Origin of the sequence: Halovivax cerinus, assembly GCF_024498195.1 — an archaeon.
GTDB classification, from domain to species: domain Archaea; phylum Halobacteriota; class Halobacteria; order Halobacteriales; family Natrialbaceae; genus Halovivax; species Halovivax cerinus.
The window spans coordinates 495,288-518,590 of record NZ_CP101824.1 but is presented as its reverse complement, the minus strand read 5'-3'; the positions used below and the strand labels follow the sequence as shown (position 1 = coordinate 518,590).

Here is a 23,303-nt window from a genome sequence, read left to right as displayed (position 1 = left end):
GAGAGCACTCGGGGCAGAGTGGCCGGGTTGCGGAGACGGGTTCATCGCAACGGGGACACTTCCGTTCGACGACGCGACTCATGCCAGGTCACCTCCTGGTCCATCGACCTGGTCACGATCTTCAGGGGACTCTTCGGACGCGGGATGTGGGACCGACGTCCGTGTCTCGACGTCGTAGAGCGACGACGCGAGGACGAACCCCGTCATCGTGGTACCTCCACCTTGTCCGGGTTCGTCGGACGAACCCGGTACGAACCCGTGCGTTCGAGTCGACGAGAGCAGGTGCGCGCGTGACCGGCCTCCGATTGACCATCGAGAAGTCGCGTACAGCGCGCGCCGCACTCCGAGCAGCAAAACTCCCGCTCCTTCACGGGCTTCGGATTACTCGAAGCGCGCTTTCGGAGCGTCTCGAGCCCGATATCGATATCTTTCGAGCTCATACTAACCACCAATTTACGGCTATAGAAATCGCAAGACGGCGGCGACCCGCGGGTGGTCGCCACCTGGGCTCCACTTTCGAACCGGCGATTTTCGAATCAGGAAAACGGGGCGTTATGTGGGTAAGCTTCCCGGAAACCGCCTTTCCGGGGACGGTCACAAATCGAGTAGTTTCCGCATGGGCCCTGTCGGATTCGAACCAACGACCACTCGGTATCCCACGAGTCCGGATACACCGGCTTCGTTATGAGCCGAGCGCTCGTACCAGACTGAGCTAAGGGCCCTCGTGTCGAGTGAATTCCGCCACGGTAGTAACAGTTTCTGTCTGGGTCAACCCCGTCACCCCTCGTAGGCGTCCAGCGTCGTCTCCGCTCACTCCGTCCGATGCGTGGTCGCCACGCCAGCCAGATGGGGTGCTTCGGGGACGATCAGTTCCTCGCAGGCCGTCTCGCAGGCGTTCGTACTCCCAGGGAGGCAGAAGACGGGCGTATCCACAGCGAGCCCGGCCGTCGCCCTGGAGGCCATCGCGCGCGTTCCCACCTCCTCCCACGAACGCATGCGGAACAGTTCGCCGAATCCGGGTAACTCGCGCTCGAACAGCGACGAGACGGCCTCCGGCGTGACGTCGTCCGCGCTCACGCCCGTCCCGCCGGTCGTCACCACCACGTCGATCTCGCGGCGGTTCACCAGCCCGCGGACCGCCGAGCGGATCGCGGCGTAGTCGTCGCGAACCAGCACTCGATCGCGAACCTCGTGACCGGCGGCCTCGAAACACGCCTCGATCCTGTCACCGCCGGGATCGTCGGGCGAATCATCGACGTGCGCCGCTCGCGAACTCGAGACCGTCACGATCGCGACGGACAGTGGGTCGATGACGTCGTGGCCGTGATCACCCGTCGATCGTCTGTCGGAGTCGCTCATATCCGCGTATCGGGGCCCGAACCCGAAATAAGACCGGGGACCGAACCCATCGCCCTTCGCTCGGAGCTTTCGCTCCTCGCGAGAAAACAGTGAGAAGCGGACGCCGAAGCCAGGACTCGAACAGGTGCGAGACGGTCGAACTCACTCGCTGCGCTCGCTCGTTCGCTGCGACTCGCATGTTCGAGCCTGTTGGTGTCGCTGTTATTTCTCACAGCGTTCGCTCGGAGCTATCGCTCCTCGCGAGTGGTGTTCGAAAAACAGCGCCGAAGCCAGGACTCGAACCTGGGACAACCTCGTATCTGCGGCGATCAGAGACCCTGTATCGCCGTAACAGCGAGGTGCTCTACCATCTGAGCTACTTCGGCTCGATTTCGAGTAGACGAGAGCGTTTCATAGGGCTTTCGCTTTGCCGGCCTGCGAATCACTCGCACGCACAGGTGGTCGGGGCGCTTCGATACGCTTTCCCGGCGGGCGCGCGAAGTCACAGTCGATGAGTATCGACGGTGACGACCGGCTCGCGGACGTGCTGTCGACGGTCCTGGCCCGCGTCGAACCCGATGCGGACGAACGGGCCGCGATGCAGGCCGTCGCCGCGGACCTGCTGGAGCGGGCCGAGGCGGCGGTGACCGAGCGACACCCGGACGCGGACGTCATGCTGGTCGGCTCGACGGCGCGGGACACCTGGATCAGCGGCGATCGCGACGTCGACGTCTTCGTGCGCTTCCCGCCGGCTGTCGACCGCGAGACGCTCGAACGGGACGGCCTCGCGGTCGGTCACGAGACGCTGCCCGGGGGTCACGAGGAGTACGCCGAGCACCCCTACGTCACCGGCGAGCGGGACGGTTTCGCGGTCGACGTCGTCCCCTGTTACCGCCTCGACGACGCGACCGACATCCGGTCGGCCGTCGATCGGACGCCGTTCCACACGACGTACCTTCAGGAGCGCCTCGACGAGGACCTCGCGGGTTCGGTTCGACTCGCGAAGGCGTTTCTGAAGGCGATCGGCGTCTACGGGAGCGACCTCCGGACGCGCGGGTTCAGCGGCTATCTGACGGAACTGCTCGTCCTCGAGTACGGCGGCTTTCGCCCCCTGATCGAGGCGGCGGCCGACTGGCACCCGCCGGTCCGCCTGGACCCCGAGGATCACGGGGAGACGGCGTCGTCTCGGGAGTCGGATGCCGGAGATGCCGAACGCCCCTTCGACGATCCGCTGATCGTCATCGATCCGACGGATCCCGGGCGCAACGTCGCGGCGGTCTGCTCGGCCGAGAACGTCGCCCGGTTTCAGCACTACGCCCGTGCGCTCCTCGCCGATCCTGGACTCGATCAGTTCGAGTCCGACGAGCCGGCGCCGCTCGCGCCGGCGGACCTCGAAGCCGTCCTGGCAGACCGCGCCACCACGCCGGTCGCGATCCGGCTCGACGCGCCCGACCTCGTCGACGACCAGCTCTACCCCCAGCTCGAACGCTCGCGAGCGGGGCTCGTCGACGCGCTGAACCGGCGTGGCTTCGACGTCTGTCGGAGCGACGCCTGGGCCGACGACTCTGCCGTCCTCTGGGCCGAACTCGCCGTCGCGGAACGGCCCGCCGTCGAGCACCACGAGGGTCCGCCGGTCGCCGTCCGCGAGCACGCCACAGACTTCTTCGACGCGTACGCCGACGACCCGGCGGTGTACGGCCCGTTCGTCGACGGCAACCGCTACGTCGTCGAACGTGAACGCGCGTTTCGATCCGCCGCGGCCTTCCTCGACAGTGACGCCGTCTTCGAGATTCGACTAGGCGCCCACGTCGAGACGGCGCTCGAAGACACCTACGAGTTATTGGTCGGCGACGACGTCACCGCCCTCTGCGACGAGTTCGGCGGCGAACTGGCCGCGTACTTCGATCCGCGACCCTGAGACCCTCCGGGGTGGAGCCGCCACGACGTCCGCGTCGCGGTCAGTCGTGCCCCGACTCGCAGCCGTGAGTCGACGCGAACCGCTCACCGACGACGCGTCGGTACCGCCGACTCGCTGCGTCCGTCCCGGTTCACCGTTCGATGTCGTGCGCCGCGGCCACGTCGTCGAGCAGCGCGTCGACGCCGTCGTCGTAGCCGTCGTCCGGTTCGATCGGCTCGCGACCGTCGAACGTCTCGTGGACCAGTGCGACGCTGTCCGCGAGGACGTCGAGGCTGTACCCTCCTTCGAGGACGAACCCCAGCCCGGCTCCGACCGTCTCGGCGATCGAGCGGGCTCGATCGGTCATGAGCGCGTACGCTTCCGTCGTGAGCCGCACCCGGGAGATGGGGTCGTGGCGGTGGGCGTCGAAGCCCGCACTCACGAGGAGGAGGTCGGGATCGAAGTCGCGGAGTGCAGGTTCGAGCAGGTCGTCGAAGACGGCGAGGTACGCGGCGTCGGCGGCCGAATCGGGCATCGGTACGTTCATCGTCGTTCCCTCGCCCGCTCCCTCGCCGGTCTCGTCGACCGCGCCGGTTCCGGGGTACAGTCCGTCCTCGTGGATCGATGCGAAGAAGACGTCGCCGCGGTCGTAGAGCACGTCTTGCGTTCCGTTGCCGTGGTGGACGTCCCAGTCGAGTATGGCGACGCGTTCGGCGCCGGCTTCGTCTATGGCGTGCTGTGCGGCGACGGCGACGTTGTTGAAGAAGCAAAAGCCCATGGCGTCGTCGGCGACCGCGTGATGTCCCGGCGGTCGCCCGATCGAAAAGGGCGTCTCCCGTCCGATGTCGCCGGCCATCGCCTCTTCGGCGGCCCAGCACGCCAGGCCGGCACTCTGGAGCGCGGCGTCCCAGGACGCCTCGACGGCGGTCGTGTCCGGGTCCCAGTCGCCGCCACCGTCGGCACAGAACTCGCGAAACCGCGAGACGTAGGCCGGATCGTGGACGGCCTCGACGACCGACGCGGCTGCGGGATCGCTCTCGACGTAGGAGACGCCGTGGGCGCGGGCCAGCCGATCGCGGATCGCGTCGAGGCGTGCCGGCGACTCGGGGTGGCGCGGCCCGGGATCGTGACGCAGGCAGACGTCGCTGTACCCAAAGCGCATCAGGTGTTCACTCGAAGAGGGCGAAGTAGGTCTCGACGTCGTCGTCGATGATCGTGCGCCGATCGGCGTGACGTGCCAGGATCGCCGCCGCCCGGGCGACGTTGTCGGCGTAATCTTCCAGGATGTCGGCGAGCGCGATTCGGGCGTCCATCGACACCCGGTATCGGTCGTCGATGTCGAGGCGGGCGATACGATCGACGGGGGCGATCGGCAGCGTCAGTTCGTCGTCGTCGATCACCGTCTCGACGTCGAAATCTTCGGCCATGAGGGTCTTTCTGCCGTCGGATTCGGCCCGCTCTGCGGCCGTTTCCGCGACGTCCGCCCCGTGGATCTGGATGCGCCGCGCCAGTTCCTCGGCGGCGTCGGCGCTGACGCGCAGATCGTCCGCGTTTCGCCGGATGACAGCATCTACCGGCGCGAACGGCAACTCCACGTTCATAGGGAAACCGCGGCGGGTGAGACCCTTAATCCTTCCGTCACTGCGCGGTCGATCGCGGATTCGACGCTTCGGACACCGTCCCCGACGCCAGCCTCTCGATCCCGAGACGCCGTCCGCCTAGAAGAGCTCGTCCGCGTCGAGGACGCCGTCGTCGAGGACGCCGCGGGCGGTCACCTCTTCGCCGAGTCCGACGTCCGTCCCGGACTCGACGCGCATGGTCGTCTCCCCGTCGTCCAGGATGATCGGGTCACCCGCCTGGACGACGACGCCGGTGAACTCGAGGCGGTCGCCGTCGGTCGGGCCGTCGTCCATCTCCGCCGTCTCGCCCGAGGCGCCGGTCTCCGCGCTGGCGTCCGTGGCGTCGCTGCCAGCCGACGCTCCCGCCGGTCCGCCGTCCGCGGTCGCCGTCCCGGTTTCAGACTCGTCGTCCGCAGCCGACCCGTCGTCGGCGAATGAGTCGAGACCGGGCGAGTCGGGCGACCCGCCGTCGTCGTTCGCCGTCTCGGCTGCGTCGAGCACGGTTATCGTCGACCGCCAGCCGGCGGAGGCCTCGAGGTCGTCCTGCCAGCCGTCCTGGATCTCGACGTCGGCGAGCGCGACCTCGTCGCCGGGCCCGAGGTCGACGTCGGCCTTCTCGCCCCAGAGGGCGACGCGTATGTCGCCGGTGGCGTCCTGGACGCGGACGTTTCTGACCTGCCCTTCGGAGCCGTCGTCGCGGTCGAAGGTGCGAACGGGGTCGGCCGAGCGGACGACGCCTATCAGATCGACCGTCTGGTCGATCTCTACGTTCTCGATCGGCGTCGCGTCGGGGACGTACTGGACGTCCTCGTCGACGACGTCGACAGTACCTCCGTCGCCGACGTGGAGTTCGAGGGTTCCGTCGCGCTCGCGGACGTAACCGTCTGCGACCTCGACCGTCTCGCCGGCGTCGATCTCCGTCGCGAGGTCGGCCCGCTCGTCCCAGAGGGTCACCCGGACGCGCCCGGTTTCGTCGCCGAGCGTGAGGTTCGAGACCTTCCCTTCGGAGCCGTCGTCGCGGTCGAACGTGCGTACGGCGTCCGACTCTAGCACTCTCCCGACGAGTGACACGTCCGAGAGGCCGAGCGTCAGGTCTTCGACGGTGTGGGTGTCCGAGAGCGTGACTTCGATCTCGGTGTCGTCGTCGGGTTGGGCCTCGTCGACGTTGACCTCGACGCCACTGTACCCGTCTTTCGGACGACCCTTGATCCGCAGGACCTGTCCAGTCTCCAGTTCCTCGACGGCGGCCGCGGCGCGCTCGTCCCAGAACGTGATCCGGACGGCACCGGTCTCGTCCGCGACGTCTACGTTCACGACGCGACCGTCCTCGTCCTCGCCTTCGCGTTCGAACGTGCGGACCTCCCCGACGTTCGTCACCTTCGCGACGAACTTCACCTCCTCCATACCGGGTTCGATGTCCGCGACGCCGTTGACCTCGCTCTCGCCCACCTCGTGGGCGACGAGCATCGCCGCCGTCTCCTCGTCCGCGAGCCCGCCCATCTGCTCGACCTTGGCCTCGACGGCCTCGCGAAACTCCTCGAGGGAGACGTCCGCCTCGAGATCCTCGTAGATCCCCTCGATGTCGCTCATGCTATGGCCGAACAGGACGCAACCGCGCATAAGTATTGTCAAAATCCGTGGCTTGCAGTCGACGAATCGACCGCCCGGAGGCGGGTGATCGATCGCCACGTAGGGGATCGATCGCCACGTAGGGACACGTCGGTGTCGCGCGCAGCGACTCGGATGTCGACGGGCGGCGACGATCCGTGATCGGCGGTAGCGTCCGCGTCCCGTCTACAGTTCGTTTCGTTCCGCCGTTTCGGTGCCGACTCGGTCTTCGTGCATGACGACGACGGTGGATACGTCCTGGTCGACGACGACGAGCGTCGCCTCGTACTCGACCTGGCTGATCGCCTGCGTGCACGGGTCAGTACCGGATTCGAGTTCGACGGTGACGGTCATCGTGTCGTCTTCGACCGTCACGTCGCCGATGACGGCCTCGTGACACGGCGTCGGGGCTTCGAGCTGCCCGTTTATCTCGATCGTCTCGGCGTCTACCGACACGGACGCCGTGCACTCGACGTTGCGCTGGTCCACGTCGGCTCCATCGACTTCGGTCTGTGAGAGCGTCTCGATCGACTGCGTACTCTCGTTCGACTCGTTGCCGTCAGACTCGTTCCCGTCGCCGATGGATTCGTTGTCGTCACCCGATCCACCGTTGCCGTCCCCCGTCGATTCGTTGTCCTCGCCCGAACCGTCGTCGCCGGCTCCCGAATCGTCCTCCGGCGATTCGTTGCCGTCGTCCGGATTGTCGGTATCGTCGTCGGTGAGGCAGCCGGCCACGACCGGGATCGTTGCGGTGCTTGCGAGGCTTGCGATGAGTGTGCGTCGTCGCATACCCGCCACTTCGCCGCCTATTATAAAGTGACCTTCGAAGGGTAAAATAGATATTGTAGCAATTGTATTTTGTTTTCTTTCGTGTGCGCGCAACCCGGCGTCACCCGATCACCGGACTCCGAAGGCGCCGTTTCGAAAGGGCTTTAACCGAACCCGCGATAGGAATATTCGAGTCCTGGTAGGGTAGTGGACTATCCTCTTGGCTTGCGGAGCCAGGGACCGGAGTTCAAATCTCCGTCAGGACGTTTCTCTTCAGCGCAAAACTGCGAGCGTAGCGAGCAGTCTGTGCTGAAGGAAACTCTAACACGGATATTTGAACACGAAAGTCGCAGTGCGCGCAGCGACCGTAGGGAGCGAGCACAACCGTCTTTCACCTGTTCAAATCTCGTCGGACGCTCACTCCTCATGCGAGGTCCGAGCGACCGAAGGGAGCGAGGGCCTCAATCAGACGAACGGTGAACGAAGTGAACCGTGAGTCGCGAGTGCTTCGCAACGCGAAGTACTCGCTTCGTCGTTCGGTCCTGACGTGCCCAACGCTCACTTCGTCACCGGCGGCATAGCCGCCGGTTTCTAGCGGGACCTCCGGTCCCGCCCGGTTCGCGTTGGACTCCGTCAGGACGTCGTTCTTCCGCGACAACCTCACGAGCACCGCGTAGCGGTGTGAGTATTCGCCGCGGAAGTGACGGCAACCGGTGATTTGAGCAGACGAGTCGCAGTGCGAACGAGGCGCGGTTCGAAATGGTGTGAGAATCGCGAACGGCGATGCTCCCCGCTCAGTATGTCGAGGGCCTTCGCATGCGCTCAGGCCCTCGCACCTCACGGCTCACTGCGTTCGCCGCTCGAGATTCGGCTGAACCTCGCTTCGCTCGGTTCCGCCCACTTCGCGGCTCCCGCTGGTCACCGCTCAGTATGTCGAGGGCCTTCGCATGCGCTCAGGCCCTCGCACTTGACAACCCTTAAGATTCCAACCGAGTTACGACGCCACAGCATGAAGGTAGTCGTCTCCATCGGTGGCAGCGTGTTGATGCCCGAACCCGGATCCGAGCGGGTATCGAAACACGCAGCCGTCGTCGAGGATCTCGTCGCCGAGGGCTGTCGCGTGGGGTGTGTCGTCGGGGGCGGCGGCGTCGCTCGTGAGTACATCGGAGCGGCGCGGACTCTCGGCGCCAACGAGATCGAACTCGACCAGATCGGGATCGACGTCACCAGGCTCAACTCGCGGTTGTTGATCGCGGCTCTGGGCGAGGACTCGGTGACGGCGCCGGCGCACGACTACGAGGAGGCAGGCGAGGCGCTCCGACGGGACGGCCTGTCGGTTATGGGCGGCGTCGCGCCGGCTCAGACCACCGACGCCGTGAGCGCGGCGCTCGCGGAGTACGTCGACGCCGATCTGCTCGTCTACGCGACCAGTGTCCCCGGCGTCTACAGCGCGGACCCCAACGAGGACGAGGAGGCGACGAAGTTCGAGGAACTGAACGCGGGCGAACTCGTCGACGTCATCGCCGACCTGGACATGACCGCAGGCGCGTCGGCGCCGGTCGACCTGCTCGCGGCGAAGATCATCCAGCGCTCGGGCATGCGAACGATCGTCCTCGACGGAACGGATCCCGACCGGATCGCACGGGCCGTTCGCTCCGGATCGCACGAAGGCACCGACGTGATCCCGACGGGTGCTGGCGACGAACCGACGTACTGGGCGGTCGACGACCGATGAGCGCAGACGACGACGCGACAGGCTCCGGAGGCGATTCGGGCGGCGAGACGAGCCCCTACACGCTCCAGCGCGACGACGGTGCCGATGGATCGGCCGATCACCACGTATTCTGGGCCGACGCCGTCGCCGACCGGGTGGAAGCCCGCGTCGAGTCGCAGGTCGACGCTGGCGAGCGCGACCCCGCCGATCTGATCGTGATCAAGGGCGGTATCTCCCCCTCCGGAGTCCCCCACCTCGGCAACGTCAACGAGATCATGCGCGGCTACTTCGTCGCCGAAGTCCTCCGCGAACGCGGCCACGAGGTCCGTCAGGTGTTCACGGCCGACGATCGTGACCCGCTCCGAAAACTCCCGCGCACCCTCGCGGACCTCGACGGCAACCTCGTCGACCTCGGCGACGTGGACGCGGGCGCGCTCGGGCGCAATCTCGGCCATCCCTACACCGACATCCCGGACCCGTTCGGGTGCTGTGACTCCTACGGCGACCACTTCGCGACGATCATCGCCCAGAGCGCCGACGCGGTCGACGTGCCGATCGACCTCCGCTCGACCACCGCCCTCTACGAGGACGGCACGCTCGAGGACGTGACCCGGTACCTGCTCGAACACCGCGAGCGGGCGCGCGAAGTCCTCTCTGCGTACCAGGCCACGGTCGATGCCGCGGGCGACTACGTGCCCTTCAACCCGATCTGTGAGAACTGCGGAAAGATCACCGAGACGGTGACGAGCGTCGATCTGGATGGCGAGGCACGAAGCGCCTCGAACAGTCGAGCGGGAAGCGAAGCGACCCGCGAGACCGCGGGCGAGGCAGGTACGGTCGACTACGAGTGCACCGATCTCGAGGCCGGCGATCGGACCATCGAGGGCTGTGGTCACGAGGGGACGGCCACCCTGCGTGAGGGCAAACTCCCCTGGCGGTTCGAGTGGCCGGCGCAGTGGCAGGCGCTCGGGGTCGACTTCGAACCCTTCGGGAAGGATCACGCGGAAGGCTCCTGGCCGAGCGGGGAGGACATCGCCCGGACCGTCCTCGGCAACGAACCACCGGTGCCGATGGTCTACGAGTGGTTCACCCTCGACGGCGAGGCCTTCTCCTCCTCCGAGGGGAACGTCGTCCTCGTCTCCGACGTCTTGGAGCTGATCGAACCCGAGGTCCTCCGGTACTTCTTCGCGAAGGACCCCTCGAAGGCCCGCGACTTCAGCGTCGAGCGCCTCGACCAGCTCGTCGACGAGTTCGATCGCTTCGAGCGGATCTACTTCGGCGAGGTCGACGCGAGCGAGGACGAACGACGATTCGCCGAGCGGGTGTATCCACTGATCGTCGGGACGTCCGGCGACGAATCGGAGCGCGCCGGCGGGCGCGCGTCGGAGCCGGATCCGGAGCGCGTCCGGCTCCCCTACACGTTCGCCGCCGTCCTCGGAATGACCGACGAGCCGTCGATCCGCGAGGACATCGCCCGGGCGGAGGGACACGTTCCCGACGATGCGCCCGAGTGGGCCGTCGACGCTGCACTCGCCCGAGTCGAGCGCGCCCAGCGGTGGGCCAGGCGCACCGGCAACGAATTCGACTACGAACTCAAGCGCTCGGCGGTTCCCGCCCACGACTTCGACGAGGCCACGGAGACGGCCCTCGACGAACTCGCCGACTTCGTCGCCGCGGGCGGTGACGACACACCCGACGAACTGCAGGGCGAGATATACGAGACGGCGAAACGGCACGACGTCCCCGTCGGCGACTTCTTCGCCGCCGGCTATCGCCTGTTCTTCGACGACGAGCAAGGACCGAAGCTCGGCCAGTTCCTCGCGAAGCTCGATCGCGAGTTCGTCGTCGATCGACTCCGCCGCGACCGGTGACCGGCCGGGTCGTCTCCCGTCCCACGTACGGTTCGTTCGAGTGGGTCGAAGCGCCAGACCCAAATCACTCCACACCGTGGTGATCGACGACGACACATGGACGATGCCCTCTCTGCCGGATTGGTCCCGGAACTCTTCGGGTCGACGCTCGTGACGTGGGTGGTGATCGGCGTCGGTCTCTACTGGGCGGGTCTGCTCGCGATGAAACGGCGCGACCTCCTTCCGGAGTGGGTCAGCACGCAGGGGCCGATACTCACGCTACACACCAAACGCGGTCGTGATCTCCTCGATCGACTGGCGACGCCGAAACGCTTCTGGCGTGCGTGGAGCAACTTCGGCGTCGGCATCGCACTCGTGGTGATGGTTGCGATGTTCGTCTTCTTGCTCCTCTCTGCGATCAGTTCCCTCCTGGCGCCGGAACCGACGGGAATTCAGCAGCCCCGGAACGTCCTCGTCATCCCCGGGGTCAACGACTTCCTCCCGCTGTCGGCCACGCCGGGAATCGTCGTCGGCCTCTTCGTCGGACTCGTCGTCCACGAGGGCGGCCACGGCCTGCTCTGTCGAGTCGAAGACATCGATATCGACTCGATGGGCGTCGCGCTGCTCGCCGTGTTGCCGATCGGTGCGTTCGTCCAGCCCGACGAGGAGAGCAGCAAGGCTGCGAGCCGTGGCGGGCAGACACGGATGTTCGCCGCCGGCGTCACCAACAACCTCGCGGTGACGATCCTCGCGTTTCTCGCGCTGTTCTGGCTCGTGGGTACCGCCGTCGCCGTCGCTCCGGGCGCGGCGATCGGCGGCGTCGTCGACAACTCGGCGGCAGCAGACGCCGACCTCGACCAGTACGATCGCATTACGCACGTAGACGGCCAGCCGATCGAGAACAATCGGGAGTTCGCAGACGTGCTGGACGCGACCGGTGCGGGGACGATCACGCTGACGATCGACGGCGAACGCGACGTTCCCGTCCATCGAACGCCGATCGTCTTTTCGACCCTTCCAGATGGCCCGACCGGACTCGAGTTGCACGACCAAATTCTCTCAGTCGACGGGACGGCCGTCTCGACGCGCGAAGACCTCGTCGACGCCGTCGGCGACGCGGAACGCGTCGCCGTCGAGACCGAATCCGCGGACGGAACGAGAGAGACCCGGGAGATACCGGTCGGCGCGTCGATGCAAGTACTCGAGGGGAGTTCCCTCGCGGACGCCGGCGCGCCGGTCGACTCGTTCCTCGTCGTGACGACCGCTGATGGCCAGCGCATCCACGACGGGAGCGACCTCGAAACGCTGATCCGGGAGCACGACGGGGAGACACTGGCCCTGTCCGGATACGCGGATGGCGAGCGCGTCACCTACGAGGTCGCGGTCGACGCCGACGCCGAACAGTACGGGCCCGCCGTTCACGACGGCATCTCGGGGATGCAGGTCAACGACGTGGGCGTTCAGCTCTACCCGGCCGAGACCTTCCACAGCGCCCTCGGGGGCGACAGTCCCGGTGGATTCGGCCCGCTGGGGGAGACGTTCTTCGGCAAGGTGTTCATCACGCTCATGCTCCCGATCATGGCGATCGCCGGCTTGCAGTCGAACTTCGCCGGATTCGCGGGCGGTGTCGAGAACGTCTACGAACTCCAGGGCAGCCTGAGCGCGCTTGGCGAACCGGTCGTCTTCGGCGTCGCGAACCTGCTGTTCTGGACCGGCTGGATCAACCTCAATCTCGCCTTCTTCAACTGTATCCCGGCGTTTCCCCTAGACGGCGGGCACATCCTCCGGACGTCGACCGAGACCGTACTCGCTCGTCTTCCGGGCGTCGACGCGACGCGGGGCATGGTGCGAGTCGTCACGACGATGGTCGGCGTCACCATGCTCGCGAGCTTCCTCGTCATGATCTTCGCACCGACCCTGCTCGCCTGAATCGGGTGCGGGCCACCCTCGGTCGGGAACCGCATCACTCGTCGTCGATGCCGTGTGACTCGTAGAACTCCTCGGGCGTCTCAGCGAGCCGGTCGAAGTCTGCGTCGAAGTAGTGCTCGTGGTGGCGGGCGACCTGTTCGACGATCCAGCGGCTGAAGTCCTCGTCGAAGTGCCAGGTCTCTTCGAGTTCGGGGACGGTAAAGCGTTCGTCGGTCGCGATGACCGCGTAGACGTGGTAGAAGCCGAGGATGACGTCGACGAATTCGCGGGCGTTCCCCGCGGTTTCCTCGCGTCGATCTGCCAGTTCGTCGGCGCCCGCGTCGGTGAGCTGGAAGTACTTTCGGTCCGGTTCGTCCTCGCGTTCGATCCGTTCGGCCCACCCTTTCTCCTCGAACTTGTAGAGGATCGGGTAGACGGAGCCGTAGGACGGTTCCCAGTGGCCACCGCTCAGGTCCTTGATCTCCTTTAGGATCTCGTACCCGTACCGCGGTTTCTCTTCGAGTAGCTCGAGTACGAGATAGGCGATGAGCCCTTTCGGTGGTCCACTTTTCCGCATACGCAAACCGTATGAAACGGAAGTTGGTAAAGAGTTTCGGTACCCACCACGGATCACCACGTTCAGCCGCTGAACGTCGACGTTGTGAGCGCTCCACGTTGTCACGCTCGAATCCGTTCTTTCTTGACGCCACCGCCCCAAGATCTCGTATGGACCGACGGACGCCACCGGACACCGCGGAGGGCTGGTACATGCTCCACGACTTTCGGACGGTCGACTGGGACGCCTGGCGTGAGGCGCCGGACCGACGGCGCGATCGGGCGATCACGGAGGGCGTCGAGTACCTTCGGGCGGCCGAGTCGGTTGCCGACGCCGACGAGGGCGCCTCGACGACCGTTGCGGTACTCGGCCACGAGGCGGACCTGTGTCTGATCCACCTTCGACCGACACTCGCAGACCTGGACGCGCTCGAACGGCGATTCGAAACCACCGAATTCGCGGCGTTCACCGAGCACAGCGACTCGTACGTCTCGGTGACGGAAGCCTCGGGCTACGGCGGCGCGAGCGACTACTTCGACCCGGACGCCGACGCCGACCCCGGGATGAAACGGTACATCGAATCGCGGCTCTATCCCACCATCCCCGACGCCGACTACGTCAGCTTCTACCCGATGGACAAGCGCCGCGATCCCCCCGAGTACAACTGGTACGATACGCCGTTCGACGAGCGCGCCGAGCACGTCTCGAGCCACGGCGAGATCGGCAAGACCTACGCCGGCAAGGTTCGCCAGATCATCTCCGGCAGCGCCGGCCTCGACGACCACGAGTGGGGCGTCACCCTCTTCGCCGACGACCCGACGGACATCAAGGATCTGCTCTACGAGATGCGCTTCGACCCCTCCAGTTCGAAGTACGCCGCGTTCGGCCGCTTCCGCCTCGGTCGCCAGTTCGATCCCACGAATCTGGGCGCGTTCTTGGCCGGCCAGTCGCTCACCGGGGAGCCGGACGCCGGTGACGGGCACCCGCACGCGTCCGGGACCGGCCGCGAACACGGCGGCGAGGCGAACGGCTACCCACACGGGGAGGCCCCGGATGACCACCACGGCGACGGACACGGACACGACGGCGCGCACGGCGACTCGGCGCACGGACACGACGATGCCCACGGCGACGGACACGGACACGGTGGCCATCACCACGACGACGAGTCCGGCGCCCCCGGGGACGTCCGGAGCGAACTCGAGGACCTCGGCGTCTACGCCGGCCAGCCCCACGGCGAGGACGTCCACGCGGTCGTCCTCTACTCCGCGGCCGATCCCGACGAACTCTTCTCCGAAGTCGACGGTCTCCGCACGAACTTCGACCACTACGACACGCACGTGAGAACGGTCGTCTACCAGCCCACCGAGGTCGCTGGCGACGACGCCGAATCGGCGGTCGCCAGCCTCTGGGAGACCGAGAGCGCCGCGGAGACGGCGGCCGGGTTCCTCGCGGACCTGCCCGACGTCGTCCGTCAGGCAGGGGACGGGGCGCCCGCTGGCGCCGATGGCGAGCGGGACGACCGTCCCGCGAGCGACGACTCGTGGGGGACGATGGGCATGTTCTACACCGTGAAGCCGGAACACCGATCGGACTTCGTCGGCACCTTCGCCGACGTCGGCGAGGCGCTTTCGGGCATGGATGGCCACCGCAAGACGGACCTCCTCGCCAATCGCGAGGACGAGAACGACATGTTCATCGCCAGCCGCTGGGATTCCCGCGAGGACGCGATGGCGTTCTTCCGGAGCGACGACTTCGCCGAGACCGTCGAGTACGGCCGGGACATCTTGGAAGAGCGGCCGCGGCACGTCTTCCTGGCCTGATCGGCCGCTTTCTCTCCGTTCTGTCAGATATCGCCGTCCGGCTCGTAGAAGAAGTACCCCGCGACGCCCGCGATACCGAGGAAGAGCGTGATCAACGGCCAGTTGCCGCGCTCCTCGTCGGTCAGGTGGGCGTGTGCGGTGACGAAGATCGCGAGTCCGACGTGGGCGACGGCTGTCGCGAGGAGGAAGCTCTGGGCTTGCATTACGATACGCGGAGGTGGGCCGGTCTGGTCTAAGCCGTTTCGACTCCGCCCGGCGCGAAGGACTGGGATCCGGTGAGACGGCGTGCGTACTCAGTTATCGAGGCCGCGGTCGAGCGTTTCCAGGATCGCTGGCCAGGAATCTTCGGCCGCCGTCGCCGTCGCCGCCCCGGAGCCGCCGGTCGGGAGCGATTCCCTGATGGGTGTGGAGGGAGCGGTCATCGTGTGTCCGACGTCGTCGTAGGTGCGGTGCTCGTACCGATACGCAAAACCGGCGTCGTCGAGCCGGTCTATCGCGACGTTCGATAGTCGTCGGGCGGGCCAGACCCGATCGTCGTCGCCGGAGATGAGGAGGATCGGGCCGTCAGTGTTCTCGACTGCGGCGGTCGCTTGTTGGATTCGTTCGTCGTCGACGCCTCTTTCCATCCGCGTCGCGGGCGATTCCTCGGCCGTGAGGTGCGGGACTGGCAGCCCGTCGTGGATCCACGCCGGATCACCGCTCGGCGTATCCCAGGCGACGCCGCTGCCCGCACAGGAGACGACCGCTCCGACCCAGTCGTACCGTGCACCCAGCAACAGCGCCAGTTCGGCCCCTCGAGATCGACCGACGAGGCCGACTCGATCGCCGCACACCGTCGATTGATCCAGCAACCAATGGGCGGCATCGTCGAACGTGCCGAGCGGAATACGTCCGAACTCGTCGGGGATCGCGCTCGCCTCGCCGACGTACTCCAGGGCGAGCGTGACGTAGCCCTCGGTCGCGAGCAGTTTCGCGGTCCGGACGGTCAGGCGACCACCGCCGCCGTGCAAGTCGATAACGGCGGGGTGTGGGCCGTCCCCGGCCGGGACGAACAGGGAACCGACGAAATTCTCCCGATCGATCTGTTGGGCGGAGATACCGGCGTCGTACACCTCCCGGTGGATGGTTCGCTCGACCGTCCGATCGCCGGCCGTGGCGCGGAGTTCGATCGCGATCGTCGGGTCGGTCTCGAGCCGCGGGAGCCACTCGTCGCCCGCGGGTTCCATCGATCTGAGCCATCCCATCGGTTCGGCGTCCTCGTACGCGCCGTCGTCCGGCGCCACTTCGGTCAGGTCGACGACTCCATCCTCGTCGGCGGTGAACGTCAGGTGAGACGCCCAGATGCTGCCGTCGTCGTCGACGAGTGACGCCCGAAGGTCGACGCGCTCGTTCTGCTCCGCACCGGTGACCCGGATCGCGATCCGTTCGTCGTACGCACTCGTATCGGGTGCTCGAATTGCAAGCGATCCGGCGTGAGCCGCTGACCGCGATGGATCGGGGGCGTTCGACATGGCCTGTAGGGATGCCGGAAGCGGTGGTAAATTAGTGTCGGTTCTGCGACCGAATATTCCGAGTCCACTCCCGGCCAGCCAGAGGTGAGACGACGGTTATTTGAACACTGGTTTGGGATGAACTGATAATGGGGCGGTTTACCGACCGGGACGGAGCGTCCGCCCGCACGCTCCGGAGCCCAATCGTTCGCGCACTTCTCGTCGCGCTCGTCGCCGTACTCGCAACTCTCGTGGTCGTAGGAGCGGTACCGCTCGGCGACAGCGGGGACCCGCCGGAGCCGCGCATCGAATCCGTCTCGGTGGTCGACGCGGGGTGTCACGACGAGGTCCGCGGGCGAAGCGTCTCTTCGAGCGGCGGGCTTTGGGTTGGCACGATCAACGAAACCTCCGTCGATACCGTCGTCTCGGCGGAGATTCATCGCGCGTCGCGGCCAGAGGCGACAGTCGCGGCGTATCGTGTCCAACTCGAGACGCACAACACGTCCGTCGGGACCGAATCCTGTCCCGGGCGGATCGTCTATCGGGTCGAGTACGACGCACCGTCCCCCGATGCGGCGGACGCGGTGCGCGTCGAGCGCTATATCGACGGGCGGTTTCAGGCCTGCGGCTGGACCAGTTCGGGCCCCGATACCGGGTGCCTCCAGCTGTACGAAGACCGGCCCGTCCACTGGTCGAACGGCAGCGTTACGTATCCGGAGTAACGTCGCGGTCCCCGAGTGCGCTACTCCCGTCCGAGCGTGTGGAACTCTTCGTTCGGTCGCATATCGGCGAACATGGCCATCCGGTTCGAGAGGTTGAACAGCGCCGTCACGGCGCCGACGTCCCAGATCTCCTCCTCGGAGAAGCCGGCGTCGGCCAGTTCGTCGAGATCTTCGCGGGTCACTGCCGCCGGGCGCTCGGTGAGTTTCACGGCCACGTCGAGCATCGTCCGGTGCTGGTCGCTTATGTCCGCCGTGCGGTAGTTCGCCACCAGCTGGTCGGCCAGTAGCGGATCGTCCGCGTAGATGCGGACGAGCGCGCCGTGGGCGACGTTGCAGTAGTAGCAGTGGTTGACGCCCGAGACCGCGACGATGATCATCTCGATCTCCTCGCGAGCGAGCGCGGCGTCGTCGACGATCGCGTCGTGGTACTGGAAGAACGCGCGAAAGTGCGATGGTTTGTACGCGAAGCCGGCGAAGACGTTCGGCGTGAAGCCCGCGCGCTCGGTCTCCTCTTCGATGCGTTCTCGCAGGTCCGCGGGCACGTCCTCGTCGGCCGGGACCGGGAAGTTCCCCATGGCGTCGTCTGAGAGATCGACCATATCGGCGGATCCGTCCGGCCGTTTCTTAACCGTTGTGTCGCATCGATCACTGCAACTGCGCACTGCTGTGGACGCCGCCAGGGGGCGTTCCCCGGCGGTCAGCGCCCGCTGACGGGCGATCGAGAACGGCTGAGAAACGAACGTCGTTACTCGGTCCGGTCGACGTCGACGCGTTCCTTGAGCGCGTCGAGGCCGTCGGCGTCGGCGAGTTCCTCCAGGCGCTCCTGGAAGTGGGTCTCACAGAGTCCCACCGTAACTCCGTCGGACTCGGCGGCGAACGCCGCCGGCCGATCGCAGTAGTGACAGTGCATACCCACCCTAGAGGCCGGACCGGTTTGAACCCACCGCTCGGGACCGACCCTGCCGCTATCGTCCTGGCCCGACCCTGCCGCTATCGCCCGGGAGCGACCCTGTCGAACCCGATCGACAGTCACCGACGCGTTCGCTCGACGTCGTACCGTCACGACCGCCAGCCATCGGGGGCCAGGCGGTCGTATTCCGTCCGGTCGAGCCCAGCGAAACCGAGCCGCTCGCCGTGGGCGTCACTCCCACCGGTCGCGAGCAGATCTCCGCGCTCGATCGCCCGCTCGACTGGCGTCGTGTCGACCGGCCGGTTGTACGGGTACGCCAACTCGACGGCATCGAGTTCGATCGCCAGGTCGAGCGCCCTCGCCGGGTCACGATAGCGAAGCGGGTGCGCGAGCCCGACGACGTCGCACGCCTCCCCGAGCAGTCGGCGGCCACGCTCGAAGCTCGGGAGCTCGCGGGAGACGTAGCACGGCCCGTCGTCCCCGATCAGTTCGTCGAAGGCGTCCTGGTACCCGAGATCAGTCTCGGGGTGCTCGCCGATCGCGCGGGCGACGTGCGGTCGGCCGAACCCGTCGCCGATCGCGACATCGAGGTCGATCCCCAGCCGGTCCTCGACGCGCTCGACGATCGCCCGTCCGCGTTCGCGACGGTCCTGCTGGATCCGGTCGAGGACCGCGGTGAGAGCGTCCGTCCGACGCAGCCCGTAGCCGAGCAGGTCGACGGCCTGGTCGCCGTCCGGCTGTACGCGGAGTTCGATCCCGGCTACGAGCGTCACGTCTCGGTGGCCGTCACCCGAGTCGGTGTGTTCGCCACCGGCTGATGGATCTACACGGCGTTCCTCACCGCCGGACGGGCCCGCATCGGACTCCATGCCATCGATCCACTCGTCGGCGCCGATCGTCGGTCCCTCGAACGGCGCCATCGTGTCGTGATCAGTGATCGCGACGACGGAGAGTCCCGCGCGTGCCGCCGCCTCCGGGACGGCTCCGGGTGCGAGTGACCCGTCGGACCGCGTCGTGTGCACGTGCAGGTCCGCGTACGGGCCGGATGCCGTCGACGACATGACCGACTCGACGGTCGCAGGGGTGAAAGCCATTCGGCCGCCCGTCGACCGTCGTCACCGTCGGGGACCGATCGACCAACTTGCCCGAGTCTATAATGGACAATAGTTAAGTTTACGCGTGGGGTGTGTTCCGCCGTAATGCACGCTCCAGGAAGCGTCACGATCGCTGACGACCTCGAGTATCCGCTGACCACCGACGAACTGATCGCCACGCACGGCGATCGACGGATCGATCTGCCGAACGGCTCGGAGACGGTCGGCGAGGTACTCGGCCGAATCTCCGCAGAGACGTTCGAGTCACCCGATGACGTGCGACTCACGCTCCAGAGCGGCCTGAGTCGAAAGGCGATCGGCCGGTACGGGTACAGCGATCGCGATCCGGACCCGCCCGGAAGCCTCTATCACTCCACGCAGCTGTCCTTCTGAGAGAACGAGAGACATCATCCCTGTCACGGTCGCCTATTATGCCGTTGTGCGTGGTACACTCAGACATGGCTCCCTCGTTCGGATTCGACGTCCCGATCGTCGGCCTGCTCGTCGGAATGGCCGTCCTCGTCGCCGGGATGTTCGTCGTCGGTGGATTGAATCTCGTCACGTACGCCGGTATTATCGTCGCGTTCGCCGGTATCGTCGGACTCTGGCTCGCCGTGCTCGACGTGCCGGAACCCGGTCACGAACGGACCGGGTAGGGTTCGTCGCTGGTGTCCTGGCCTCCTGTCGGTACACAGTCGTCGCCCCGCCACCGTCAGTGAGGAGCCGTCGCCCCGCCACCGTCGGTACATCGCGGTCACCGCCGGTCGTCAGGCCGATCAGTCGACGAAGTCGATCGCTGCCGAGAGCGCCAGTGGAACCGACCCCTTCCGATACCCCTCGACGTGGCCGGACGGCCGGGTGCGGTAGACCACGGCCGGCCGGTGGCGGACGTCGGGCCGTTCGGCCACGATGGCGCGCCAGGCGTCGTCGGGGAACGACGAACAGTCGACGAAGAGGACGGCACCGCCGCCGTGTTTCGAGAGCTGCCCGCTGGTTTTCGTCTCTGCCGTGTCTCTGATCGCGGCGATCGGCCCGGACGCGGCCCGCGTCGATGGCGCCTGCGGGCGCGTCACCTCGACGAGGACGTTCGACCCGTCGCCTTCGGCCCGGAAGTCGAGCGAGTGGCCGGTCGTCACTTCGATCTCCGGCGTGAGGCCGTAGCCGGCGTCGGTGAGTATCTTCGCCGCGATGAACTCGGCCATCGCGGCACTCATTCGGACCGCGTCGACGCGCTCGCTGGTTCCCAGCTTGCCTGCCATCGTGTGGCGGTACGGGTCCAGCGTCCCGGGTTTGAGGAGCTCCTCGAAGTACGCGAGGACGTCGTCGCGGTCGGCGTCGGGGAAGCCTCCGGCGTGGTCGCGGAAGAACGCCCGCGTGGACTCTCGTCCGTCCTTCGACATGAAAACGGGGAGGAAGAACCACGAGAGGTGCGGATACGGTTCGAGCCAGGGGTCTTCGTCGTACAGCGTGTCGATCAACTCGCGTCGCGCCCAGCGAGCGACCCGATAGGGGGCGTCGTCCCAGCCTATCTTGTTCGTGCGCCAGAGCGGCTGCGGCGTCTCCGTGTTACCCATCCAGTAGGCCTCGTCGTCCCCTCTGACGAAGAGGGCGACGTCGCCGTTGTCCATCTCGAAGCGGTGCGTCTCCCACCCGCCACCGATATCGTACCGCGGTGAGACGGCACGGGCGCCGATGTTCGCTTGCAGCGGGTGGAGCACCTGTCGCTCGACGCGTCCGTGACTCCACGACTCCGGCGAATATCGAAAGCGTAGCGGCCGTGCCACGCCATAGTGTAGGCCGGTCGAGTTGATACGTCTTCGCCTTCGGTCGGAGACGGCGAGCGGCCGACCGTTCGGACACCGTCGGAAACCGTATCGAGATCGGTTCTCGTCCCTGTACGGGGTGCGTTAGGGTTTCATACAGGGACCGAACTGTCGTGAACGACCGTTACATTGATATCGGCTTCCTCCCTACACTGTGTGTACCTACCATGTCAATGGGTGCCTATGACGACGACGAGCACGAGCGTCGTGAACAACAGGTCTCGACGGTCGACGCCGACTTCGACGACGAACGCACGATCTACCACGGACAGGTCGAGTACGACTCCGGTGACTCTGCGGAGGCACTGTTGAACCAGTTCCAGGAGATAAAATCCAACTGAACGTCCGCGTTCTCACCGCTCCAGCGCCCCGTAGCGACGCGACCGGTCTCCGCACCGCTTCTCACCCGATCAGACAGTCTCGTCCGGTCAGACCGTCTCACCAGGCCAGTCCGTCTCACTCGAACAGACAGTCTCGTCCGGCCACAGCGGCTCATCGTCCAGACCGCTTCACTCGGTCGTGTCCCACCCGGGCGTCTCCGGCGCACCGCGTGCACCTTCGACCTGTTCTGCCAGCGCGGGATGGGGGGTCGGGTGGTCGTCGACTTCGACCGCACCGGCCGCTTCACTCCGACCGTCTCTCGCGAGTCGCGTCCACTCCGCGATCGCCTCGCCGGCCCAGGAGTCCGTCTCTAGCGTCGCCTCGCGTGCCCGTTCGTAGTGGGGTCGGGACTGTCCCAGCGTCCCGGGGCTCGACGCGGCGGCGACCGCGACGAACTCCGCCCGGTCCTCGGCCGTCGTCGCTCCCCGGGCGATCCGGTCGACGGCTCCCTCGATCTCGGCCGGCTCGGGGTGACAGAACACTTTCCCGCCGATCGCCTGCGGTCCGAAGAGGAGGCCGTCGTCCCCGGTCGCGTCCCCCGCGCCCTCGGCGTCCCGGAGCCGCTGTTCACCGGTCGCGGCCTCGACTCGTTCGCACTCCGTCTCCTGGCCGAGGGCCACGTTGTGTGCGGGGTACGCGTCGCACTCGGACGGGTACAGGCCGTCGTCGTGGATGCGACACTGCAGCGTCGTCGGATCGAGGAAGGCGCAGGTCGGTAGCCAGGCGGCGTCCGTCCGGCCGAACGGTGCGACCGGTTTCGGTGGCTTTCGCAGCCCCACGAAGAACGCGGGACGTCCCCGGACGGCGGCGACGCGGTGTGTCCCGATCACGACGTTCGGGTCGTCCTCCTCGGCCTCCCACAACCGCGGCGTCAGGACGTCGCCCAGCCCGGCGTCGACGAACGCGCTGACCTCGTCGCGCTCCAGCGGAACGAGGTTGTAGACGCCGTCGAGTGACGGAAACGGGCCGCGCCGGCCGTCACTCGTCTCCCCCGATTCGGACGACCCACCCTCGTCGTCGACGGCGAGCGTCTCGGCCAGCGCTCGCCAGTCGAGACAACAGCCCGCACAATCGCGACATCGAACGTCCATACTCCCACGTCGGCCGCCGCGACGAAAACGTTCACCCCGGGTCAGACGGGACCGACTTCGACGCTCGTCCTCGCACTCGCTCCCCGGTCGCAGCACCGAGGATCTCGCGCCATCGCTCGCTCACGGTTACACCGTTCGCGTTTTCGAGGCGGTCACTCCGTTCCCGCCTCGCCGTCGGTGCTCCGAATCTCGCATCGTTCGGAAACGCGGCTCACGGCTTCGCCGTTCGCACTATCGCGGTTCTCGCGCCTCCGGCGCTCCGAACCGCGCCGACGGACGGGGTGGGATTCGAACGCGTCGAGACGGTCACCCTCGCTTCGCTCACGGTTACACCGTTCGCATCGCGGTTCTCACTTCGTTCACGGGTCGTTCCTCCCCGTTCACGGACACGATGCCTCGCGTATGCTCGGCCTCGCACTCGTTCCGAACCGCGCTTCGCTCGGGTGCGTGCGACTCGTCTGCTCAAATCCCACAGTCTCCGCTTTCCTCACTGACGTTCGGAAAAGCGGCTCACGGCTTCGCCGTTCGCACTATCGCGGTTCTCGCGCCTCCGGCGCTCCGAACCGCGCGACGGAAGGGGTGGGATTTGAACGCCACTCGGCCTCTCGGCCGCCACGGGCCGGGGTGGCACCGTGGTGCTCTTTCCGCTGAGCGACCCTTCCGCACTCGGGTCCGATGGCCGATACGGTATTCGTAATCGGCCAGCTACTG

The 23,303-nt window shown here is 66.7% G+C and carries 23 protein-coding genes and 4 tRNA genes; 10 read left to right on the top strand and 17 right to left on the bottom strand.

Features of this window, described 5'->3' with window-relative positions; genetic code table 11:
- Positions 1-78: 78 nt before the first annotated feature.
- From NO366_RS02475 to NO366_RS02460, 4 genes are all read right to left on the bottom strand, one after another.
- Complete coding sequence (locus tag NO366_RS02475) at positions 79-207, bottom strand: hypothetical protein (protein WP_256532731.1); 129 nt, start codon at positions 205-207, stop codon at positions 79-81.
- Between the two features lie 410 nt (positions 208-617).
- A tRNA-Ile gene (locus tag NO366_RS02470) sits at positions 618-722 on the bottom strand.
- Positions 723-810: 88 nt separating this feature from the next.
- On the bottom strand, positions 811-1,359 hold the full coding sequence (locus tag NO366_RS02465; RefSeq protein ID WP_256532730.1) for a MogA/MoaB family molybdenum cofactor biosynthesis protein: 549 nt from the start codon (positions 1,357-1,359) through the stop codon (positions 811-813).
- A gap of 261 nt (positions 1,360-1,620) precedes the next feature.
- Positions 1,621-1,724: transfer RNA gene (locus tag NO366_RS02460), tRNA-Asn, on the bottom strand.
- Between the two features lie 125 nt (positions 1,725-1,849).
- On the opposite strand from NO366_RS02460, the gene cca reads away from it, so the two are divergent.
- Positions 1,850-3,256 carry a CCA tRNA nucleotidyltransferase gene (gene cca / locus NO366_RS02455; protein ID WP_256532729.1) on the top strand — a complete coding sequence of 469 codons (1,407 nt, stop codon included), beginning with the start codon at positions 1,850-1,852 and terminating at the stop codon, positions 3,254-3,256.
- 130 nt (positions 3,257-3,386) lie between these two features.
- Here cca and NO366_RS02450 read toward each other — a convergent pair whose 3' ends face one another.
- The 4 genes from NO366_RS02450 to NO366_RS02435 all read right to left on the bottom strand — a co-directional run bounded on the left by NO366_RS02450 (position 3,387) and on the right by NO366_RS02435 (position 7,251).
- Positions 3,387-4,397, bottom strand: a complete 1,011-nt coding sequence (locus NO366_RS02450; protein WP_256532728.1) for a histone deacetylase family protein — start codon at positions 4,395-4,397, stop codon at positions 3,387-3,389.
- 7 nt (positions 4,398-4,404) lie between these two features.
- Positions 4,405-4,836, bottom strand: a complete 432-nt coding sequence (locus NO366_RS02445; RefSeq protein WP_256532727.1) for a histone — start codon at positions 4,834-4,836, stop codon at positions 4,405-4,407.
- 117 nt (positions 4,837-4,953) lie between these two features.
- Entirely contained in the window at positions 4,954-6,444 is a 1,491-nt protein-coding gene (locus tag NO366_RS02440; RefSeq protein WP_256532726.1) for a single-stranded DNA binding protein, read from the bottom strand.
- Between the two features lie 204 nt (positions 6,445-6,648).
- Entirely contained in the window at positions 6,649-7,251 is a 603-nt protein-coding gene (locus NO366_RS02435) for a hypothetical protein (RefSeq protein ID WP_256532725.1), read from the bottom strand.
- A 172-nt stretch (positions 7,252-7,423) separates the two neighbouring features.
- Between NO366_RS02435 and NO366_RS02430 the strand changes: the two genes are divergently transcribed.
- From NO366_RS02430 to NO366_RS02415, 4 genes are all read left to right on the top strand, one after another.
- A tRNA-Arg gene (locus NO366_RS02430) sits at positions 7,424-7,496 on the top strand.
- Positions 7,497-8,239: 743 nt separating this feature from the next.
- Positions 8,240-8,965, top strand: coding sequence for a UMP kinase (pyrH, locus tag NO366_RS02425; RefSeq protein ID WP_256532724.1), 726 nt, complete (start codon positions 8,240-8,242; stop codon positions 8,963-8,965).
- Complete coding sequence (gene lysS, locus NO366_RS02420) at positions 8,962-10,815, top strand: lysine--tRNA ligase (protein ID WP_256532723.1); 1,854 nt, start codon at positions 8,962-8,964, stop codon at positions 10,813-10,815. The genes pyrH and lysS overlap by 4 nt, the downstream gene beginning before the upstream one ends.
- A 96-nt stretch (positions 10,816-10,911) precedes the next feature.
- Positions 10,912-12,723, top strand: a complete 1,812-nt coding sequence (locus NO366_RS02415) for a site-2 protease family protein (protein WP_256532722.1) — start codon at positions 10,912-10,914, stop codon at positions 12,721-12,723.
- A gap of 34 nt (positions 12,724-12,757) precedes the next feature.
- On the opposite strand, the gene NO366_RS02410 is transcribed toward NO366_RS02415, so the two are convergent.
- Positions 12,758-13,279 carry a PadR family transcriptional regulator gene (locus NO366_RS02410; protein ID WP_256532721.1) on the bottom strand — a complete coding sequence of 174 codons (522 nt, stop codon included), beginning with the start codon at positions 13,277-13,279 and terminating at the stop codon, positions 12,758-12,760.
- A 149-nt stretch (positions 13,280-13,428) separates the two neighbouring features.
- Here NO366_RS02410 and NO366_RS02405 point away from each other — a divergent pair, with 149 nt between their 5' ends.
- On the top strand, positions 13,429-15,081 hold the full coding sequence (locus tag NO366_RS02405) for a heme-binding protein (protein ID WP_256532720.1): 1,653 nt from the start codon (positions 13,429-13,431) through the stop codon (positions 15,079-15,081).
- Positions 15,082-15,104: 23 nt separating this feature from the next.
- On the opposite strand, the gene NO366_RS02400 is transcribed toward NO366_RS02405, so the two are convergent.
- Positions 15,105-15,284: a hypothetical protein gene (locus tag NO366_RS02400; RefSeq protein ID WP_256532719.1), complete on the bottom strand. Its 180-nt coding sequence runs from the start codon at positions 15,282-15,284 to the stop codon at positions 15,105-15,107.
- Positions 15,285-15,374: 90 nt separating this feature from the next.
- On the bottom strand, positions 15,375-16,592 hold the full coding sequence (locus NO366_RS02395) for an acyl-CoA thioester hydrolase/BAAT C-terminal domain-containing protein (protein WP_256532718.1): 1,218 nt from the start codon (positions 16,590-16,592) through the stop codon (positions 15,375-15,377).
- Between the two features lie 128 nt (positions 16,593-16,720).
- Here NO366_RS02395 and NO366_RS02390 point away from each other — a divergent pair, with 128 nt between their 5' ends.
- The gene (locus NO366_RS02390) at positions 16,721-17,293 is read left to right on the top strand and encodes a hypothetical protein (RefSeq protein ID WP_256532717.1); all 573 of its coding nucleotides are present in this window, start codon (positions 16,721-16,723) and stop codon (positions 17,291-17,293) included.
- A 20-nt stretch (positions 17,294-17,313) separates the two neighbouring features.
- Here NO366_RS02390 and NO366_RS02385 read toward each other — a convergent pair whose 3' ends face one another.
- The 3 genes from NO366_RS02385 to NO366_RS02375 form a co-directional block, all read right to left on the bottom strand.
- Entirely contained in the window at positions 17,314-17,892 is a 579-nt protein-coding gene (locus tag NO366_RS02385; RefSeq protein ID WP_256532716.1) for a peroxidase-related enzyme, read from the bottom strand.
- Positions 17,893-18,038: 146 nt separating this feature from the next.
- Entirely contained in the window at positions 18,039-18,203 is a 165-nt protein-coding gene (locus NO366_RS02380) for a DUF6757 family protein (protein WP_256532715.1), read from the bottom strand.
- 149 nt (positions 18,204-18,352) lie between these two features.
- Positions 18,353-19,264, bottom strand: coding sequence for a PHP domain-containing protein (locus tag NO366_RS02375; protein WP_256532714.1), 912 nt, complete (start codon positions 19,262-19,264; stop codon positions 18,353-18,355).
- A gap of 138 nt (positions 19,265-19,402) precedes the next feature.
- Here NO366_RS02375 and NO366_RS02370 point away from each other — a divergent pair, with 138 nt between their 5' ends.
- A complete protein-coding gene (locus tag NO366_RS02370) occupies positions 19,403-19,690 on the top strand; it encodes a DUF5789 family protein (RefSeq protein WP_256532713.1) in 288 nt (95 codons plus the stop codon).
- A 65-nt stretch (positions 19,691-19,755) separates the two neighbouring features.
- A complete protein-coding gene (locus NO366_RS02365) occupies positions 19,756-19,953 on the top strand; it encodes a hypothetical protein (RefSeq protein WP_256532712.1) in 198 nt (65 codons plus the stop codon).
- A gap of 120 nt (positions 19,954-20,073) precedes the next feature.
- Here NO366_RS02365 and NO366_RS02360 read toward each other — a convergent pair whose 3' ends face one another.
- Positions 20,074-21,081, bottom strand: a complete 1,008-nt coding sequence (locus NO366_RS02360) for a DUF5784 family protein (protein WP_256532711.1) — start codon at positions 21,079-21,081, stop codon at positions 20,074-20,076.
- A 206-nt stretch (positions 21,082-21,287) separates the two neighbouring features.
- Here NO366_RS02360 and NO366_RS02355 point away from each other — a divergent pair, with 206 nt between their 5' ends.
- Complete coding sequence (locus tag NO366_RS02355; RefSeq protein ID WP_256532710.1) at positions 21,288-21,461, top strand: DUF5786 family protein; 174 nt, start codon at positions 21,288-21,290, stop codon at positions 21,459-21,461.
- Between the two features lie 168 nt (positions 21,462-21,629).
- On the opposite strand, the gene NO366_RS02350 is transcribed toward NO366_RS02355, so the two are convergent.
- Together NO366_RS02350 and NO366_RS02345 are read right to left on the bottom strand one after the other, a co-directional pair.
- A complete protein-coding gene (locus tag NO366_RS02350; RefSeq protein WP_256532709.1) occupies positions 21,630-22,592 on the bottom strand; it encodes a YkgJ family cysteine cluster protein in 963 nt (320 codons plus the stop codon).
- A 571-nt stretch (positions 22,593-23,163) separates the two neighbouring features.
- A tRNA-Gly gene (locus NO366_RS02345) sits at positions 23,164-23,254 on the bottom strand.
- Positions 23,255-23,303: the final 49 nt, after the last annotated feature.

Bases quoted from the DNA above. Each gene is read 5' to 3' on its own strand.
- pyrH (WP_256532724.1), top strand. From the start codon at position 8,240: ATGAAGGTAGTCGTCTCCATCGGTGGCAGCGTGTTGATGCCCGAACCC.
- NO366_RS02415 (WP_256532722.1), top strand. From the start codon at position 10,912: ATGGACGATGCCCTCTCTGCCGGATTGGTCCCGGAACTCTTCGGGTCG.
- NO366_RS02380 (WP_256532715.1), bottom strand. From the start codon at position 18,203: ATGCACTGTCACTACTGCGATCGGCCGGCGGCGTTCGCCGCCGAGTCC.
- NO366_RS02365 (WP_256532712.1), top strand. From the start codon at position 19,756: ATGGCTCCCTCGTTCGGATTCGACGTCCCGATCGTCGGCCTGCTCGTC.
- NO366_RS02385 (WP_256532716.1), bottom strand. From the start codon at position 17,892: ATGGTCGATCTCTCAGACGACGCCATGGGGAACTTCCCGGTCCCGGCC.
- NO366_RS02475 (WP_256532731.1), bottom strand. From the start codon at position 207: ATGACGGGGTTCGTCCTCGCGTCGTCGCTCTACGACGTCGAGACACGG.
- NO366_RS02375 (WP_256532714.1), bottom strand. From the start codon at position 19,264: ATGTCGTCGACGGCATCCGGCCCGTACGCGGACCTGCACGTGCACACG.
- NO366_RS02440 (WP_256532726.1), bottom strand. From the start codon at position 6,444: ATGAGCGACATCGAGGGGATCTACGAGGATCTCGAGGCGGACGTCTCC.
- NO366_RS02350 (WP_256532709.1), bottom strand. From the start codon at position 22,592: ATGGACGTTCGATGTCGCGATTGTGCGGGCTGTTGTCTCGACTGGCGA.
- NO366_RS02405 (WP_256532720.1), top strand. From the start codon at position 13,429: ATGGACCGACGGACGCCACCGGACACCGCGGAGGGCTGGTACATGCTC.
- NO366_RS02410 (WP_256532721.1), bottom strand. From the start codon at position 13,279: ATGCGGAAAAGTGGACCACCGAAAGGGCTCATCGCCTATCTCGTACTC.
- NO366_RS02395 (WP_256532718.1), bottom strand. From the start codon at position 16,592: ATGTCGAACGCCCCCGATCCATCGCGGTCAGCGGCTCACGCCGGATCG.
- NO366_RS02355 (WP_256532710.1), top strand. From the start codon at position 21,288: ATGTCAATGGGTGCCTATGACGACGACGAGCACGAGCGTCGTGAACAA.
- lysS (WP_256532723.1), top strand. From the start codon at position 8,962: ATGAGCGCAGACGACGACGCGACAGGCTCCGGAGGCGATTCGGGCGGC.
- NO366_RS02435 (WP_256532725.1), bottom strand. From the start codon at position 7,251: ATGCGACGACGCACACTCATCGCAAGCCTCGCAAGCACCGCAACGATC.
- NO366_RS02465 (WP_256532730.1), bottom strand. From the start codon at position 1,359: ATGAGCGACTCCGACAGACGATCGACGGGTGATCACGGCCACGACGTC.
- cca (WP_256532729.1), top strand. From the start codon at position 1,850: ATGAGTATCGACGGTGACGACCGGCTCGCGGACGTGCTGTCGACGGTC.
- NO366_RS02445 (WP_256532727.1), bottom strand. From the start codon at position 4,836: ATGAACGTGGAGTTGCCGTTCGCGCCGGTAGATGCTGTCATCCGGCGA.
- NO366_RS02370 (WP_256532713.1), top strand. From the start codon at position 19,403: ATGCACGCTCCAGGAAGCGTCACGATCGCTGACGACCTCGAGTATCCG.
- NO366_RS02450 (WP_256532728.1), bottom strand. From the start codon at position 4,397: ATGCGCTTTGGGTACAGCGACGTCTGCCTGCGTCACGATCCCGGGCCG.
- NO366_RS02390 (WP_256532717.1), top strand. From the start codon at position 16,721: ATGGGGCGGTTTACCGACCGGGACGGAGCGTCCGCCCGCACGCTCCGG.
- NO366_RS02400 (WP_256532719.1), bottom strand. From the start codon at position 15,284: ATGCAAGCCCAGAGCTTCCTCCTCGCGACAGCCGTCGCCCACGTCGGA.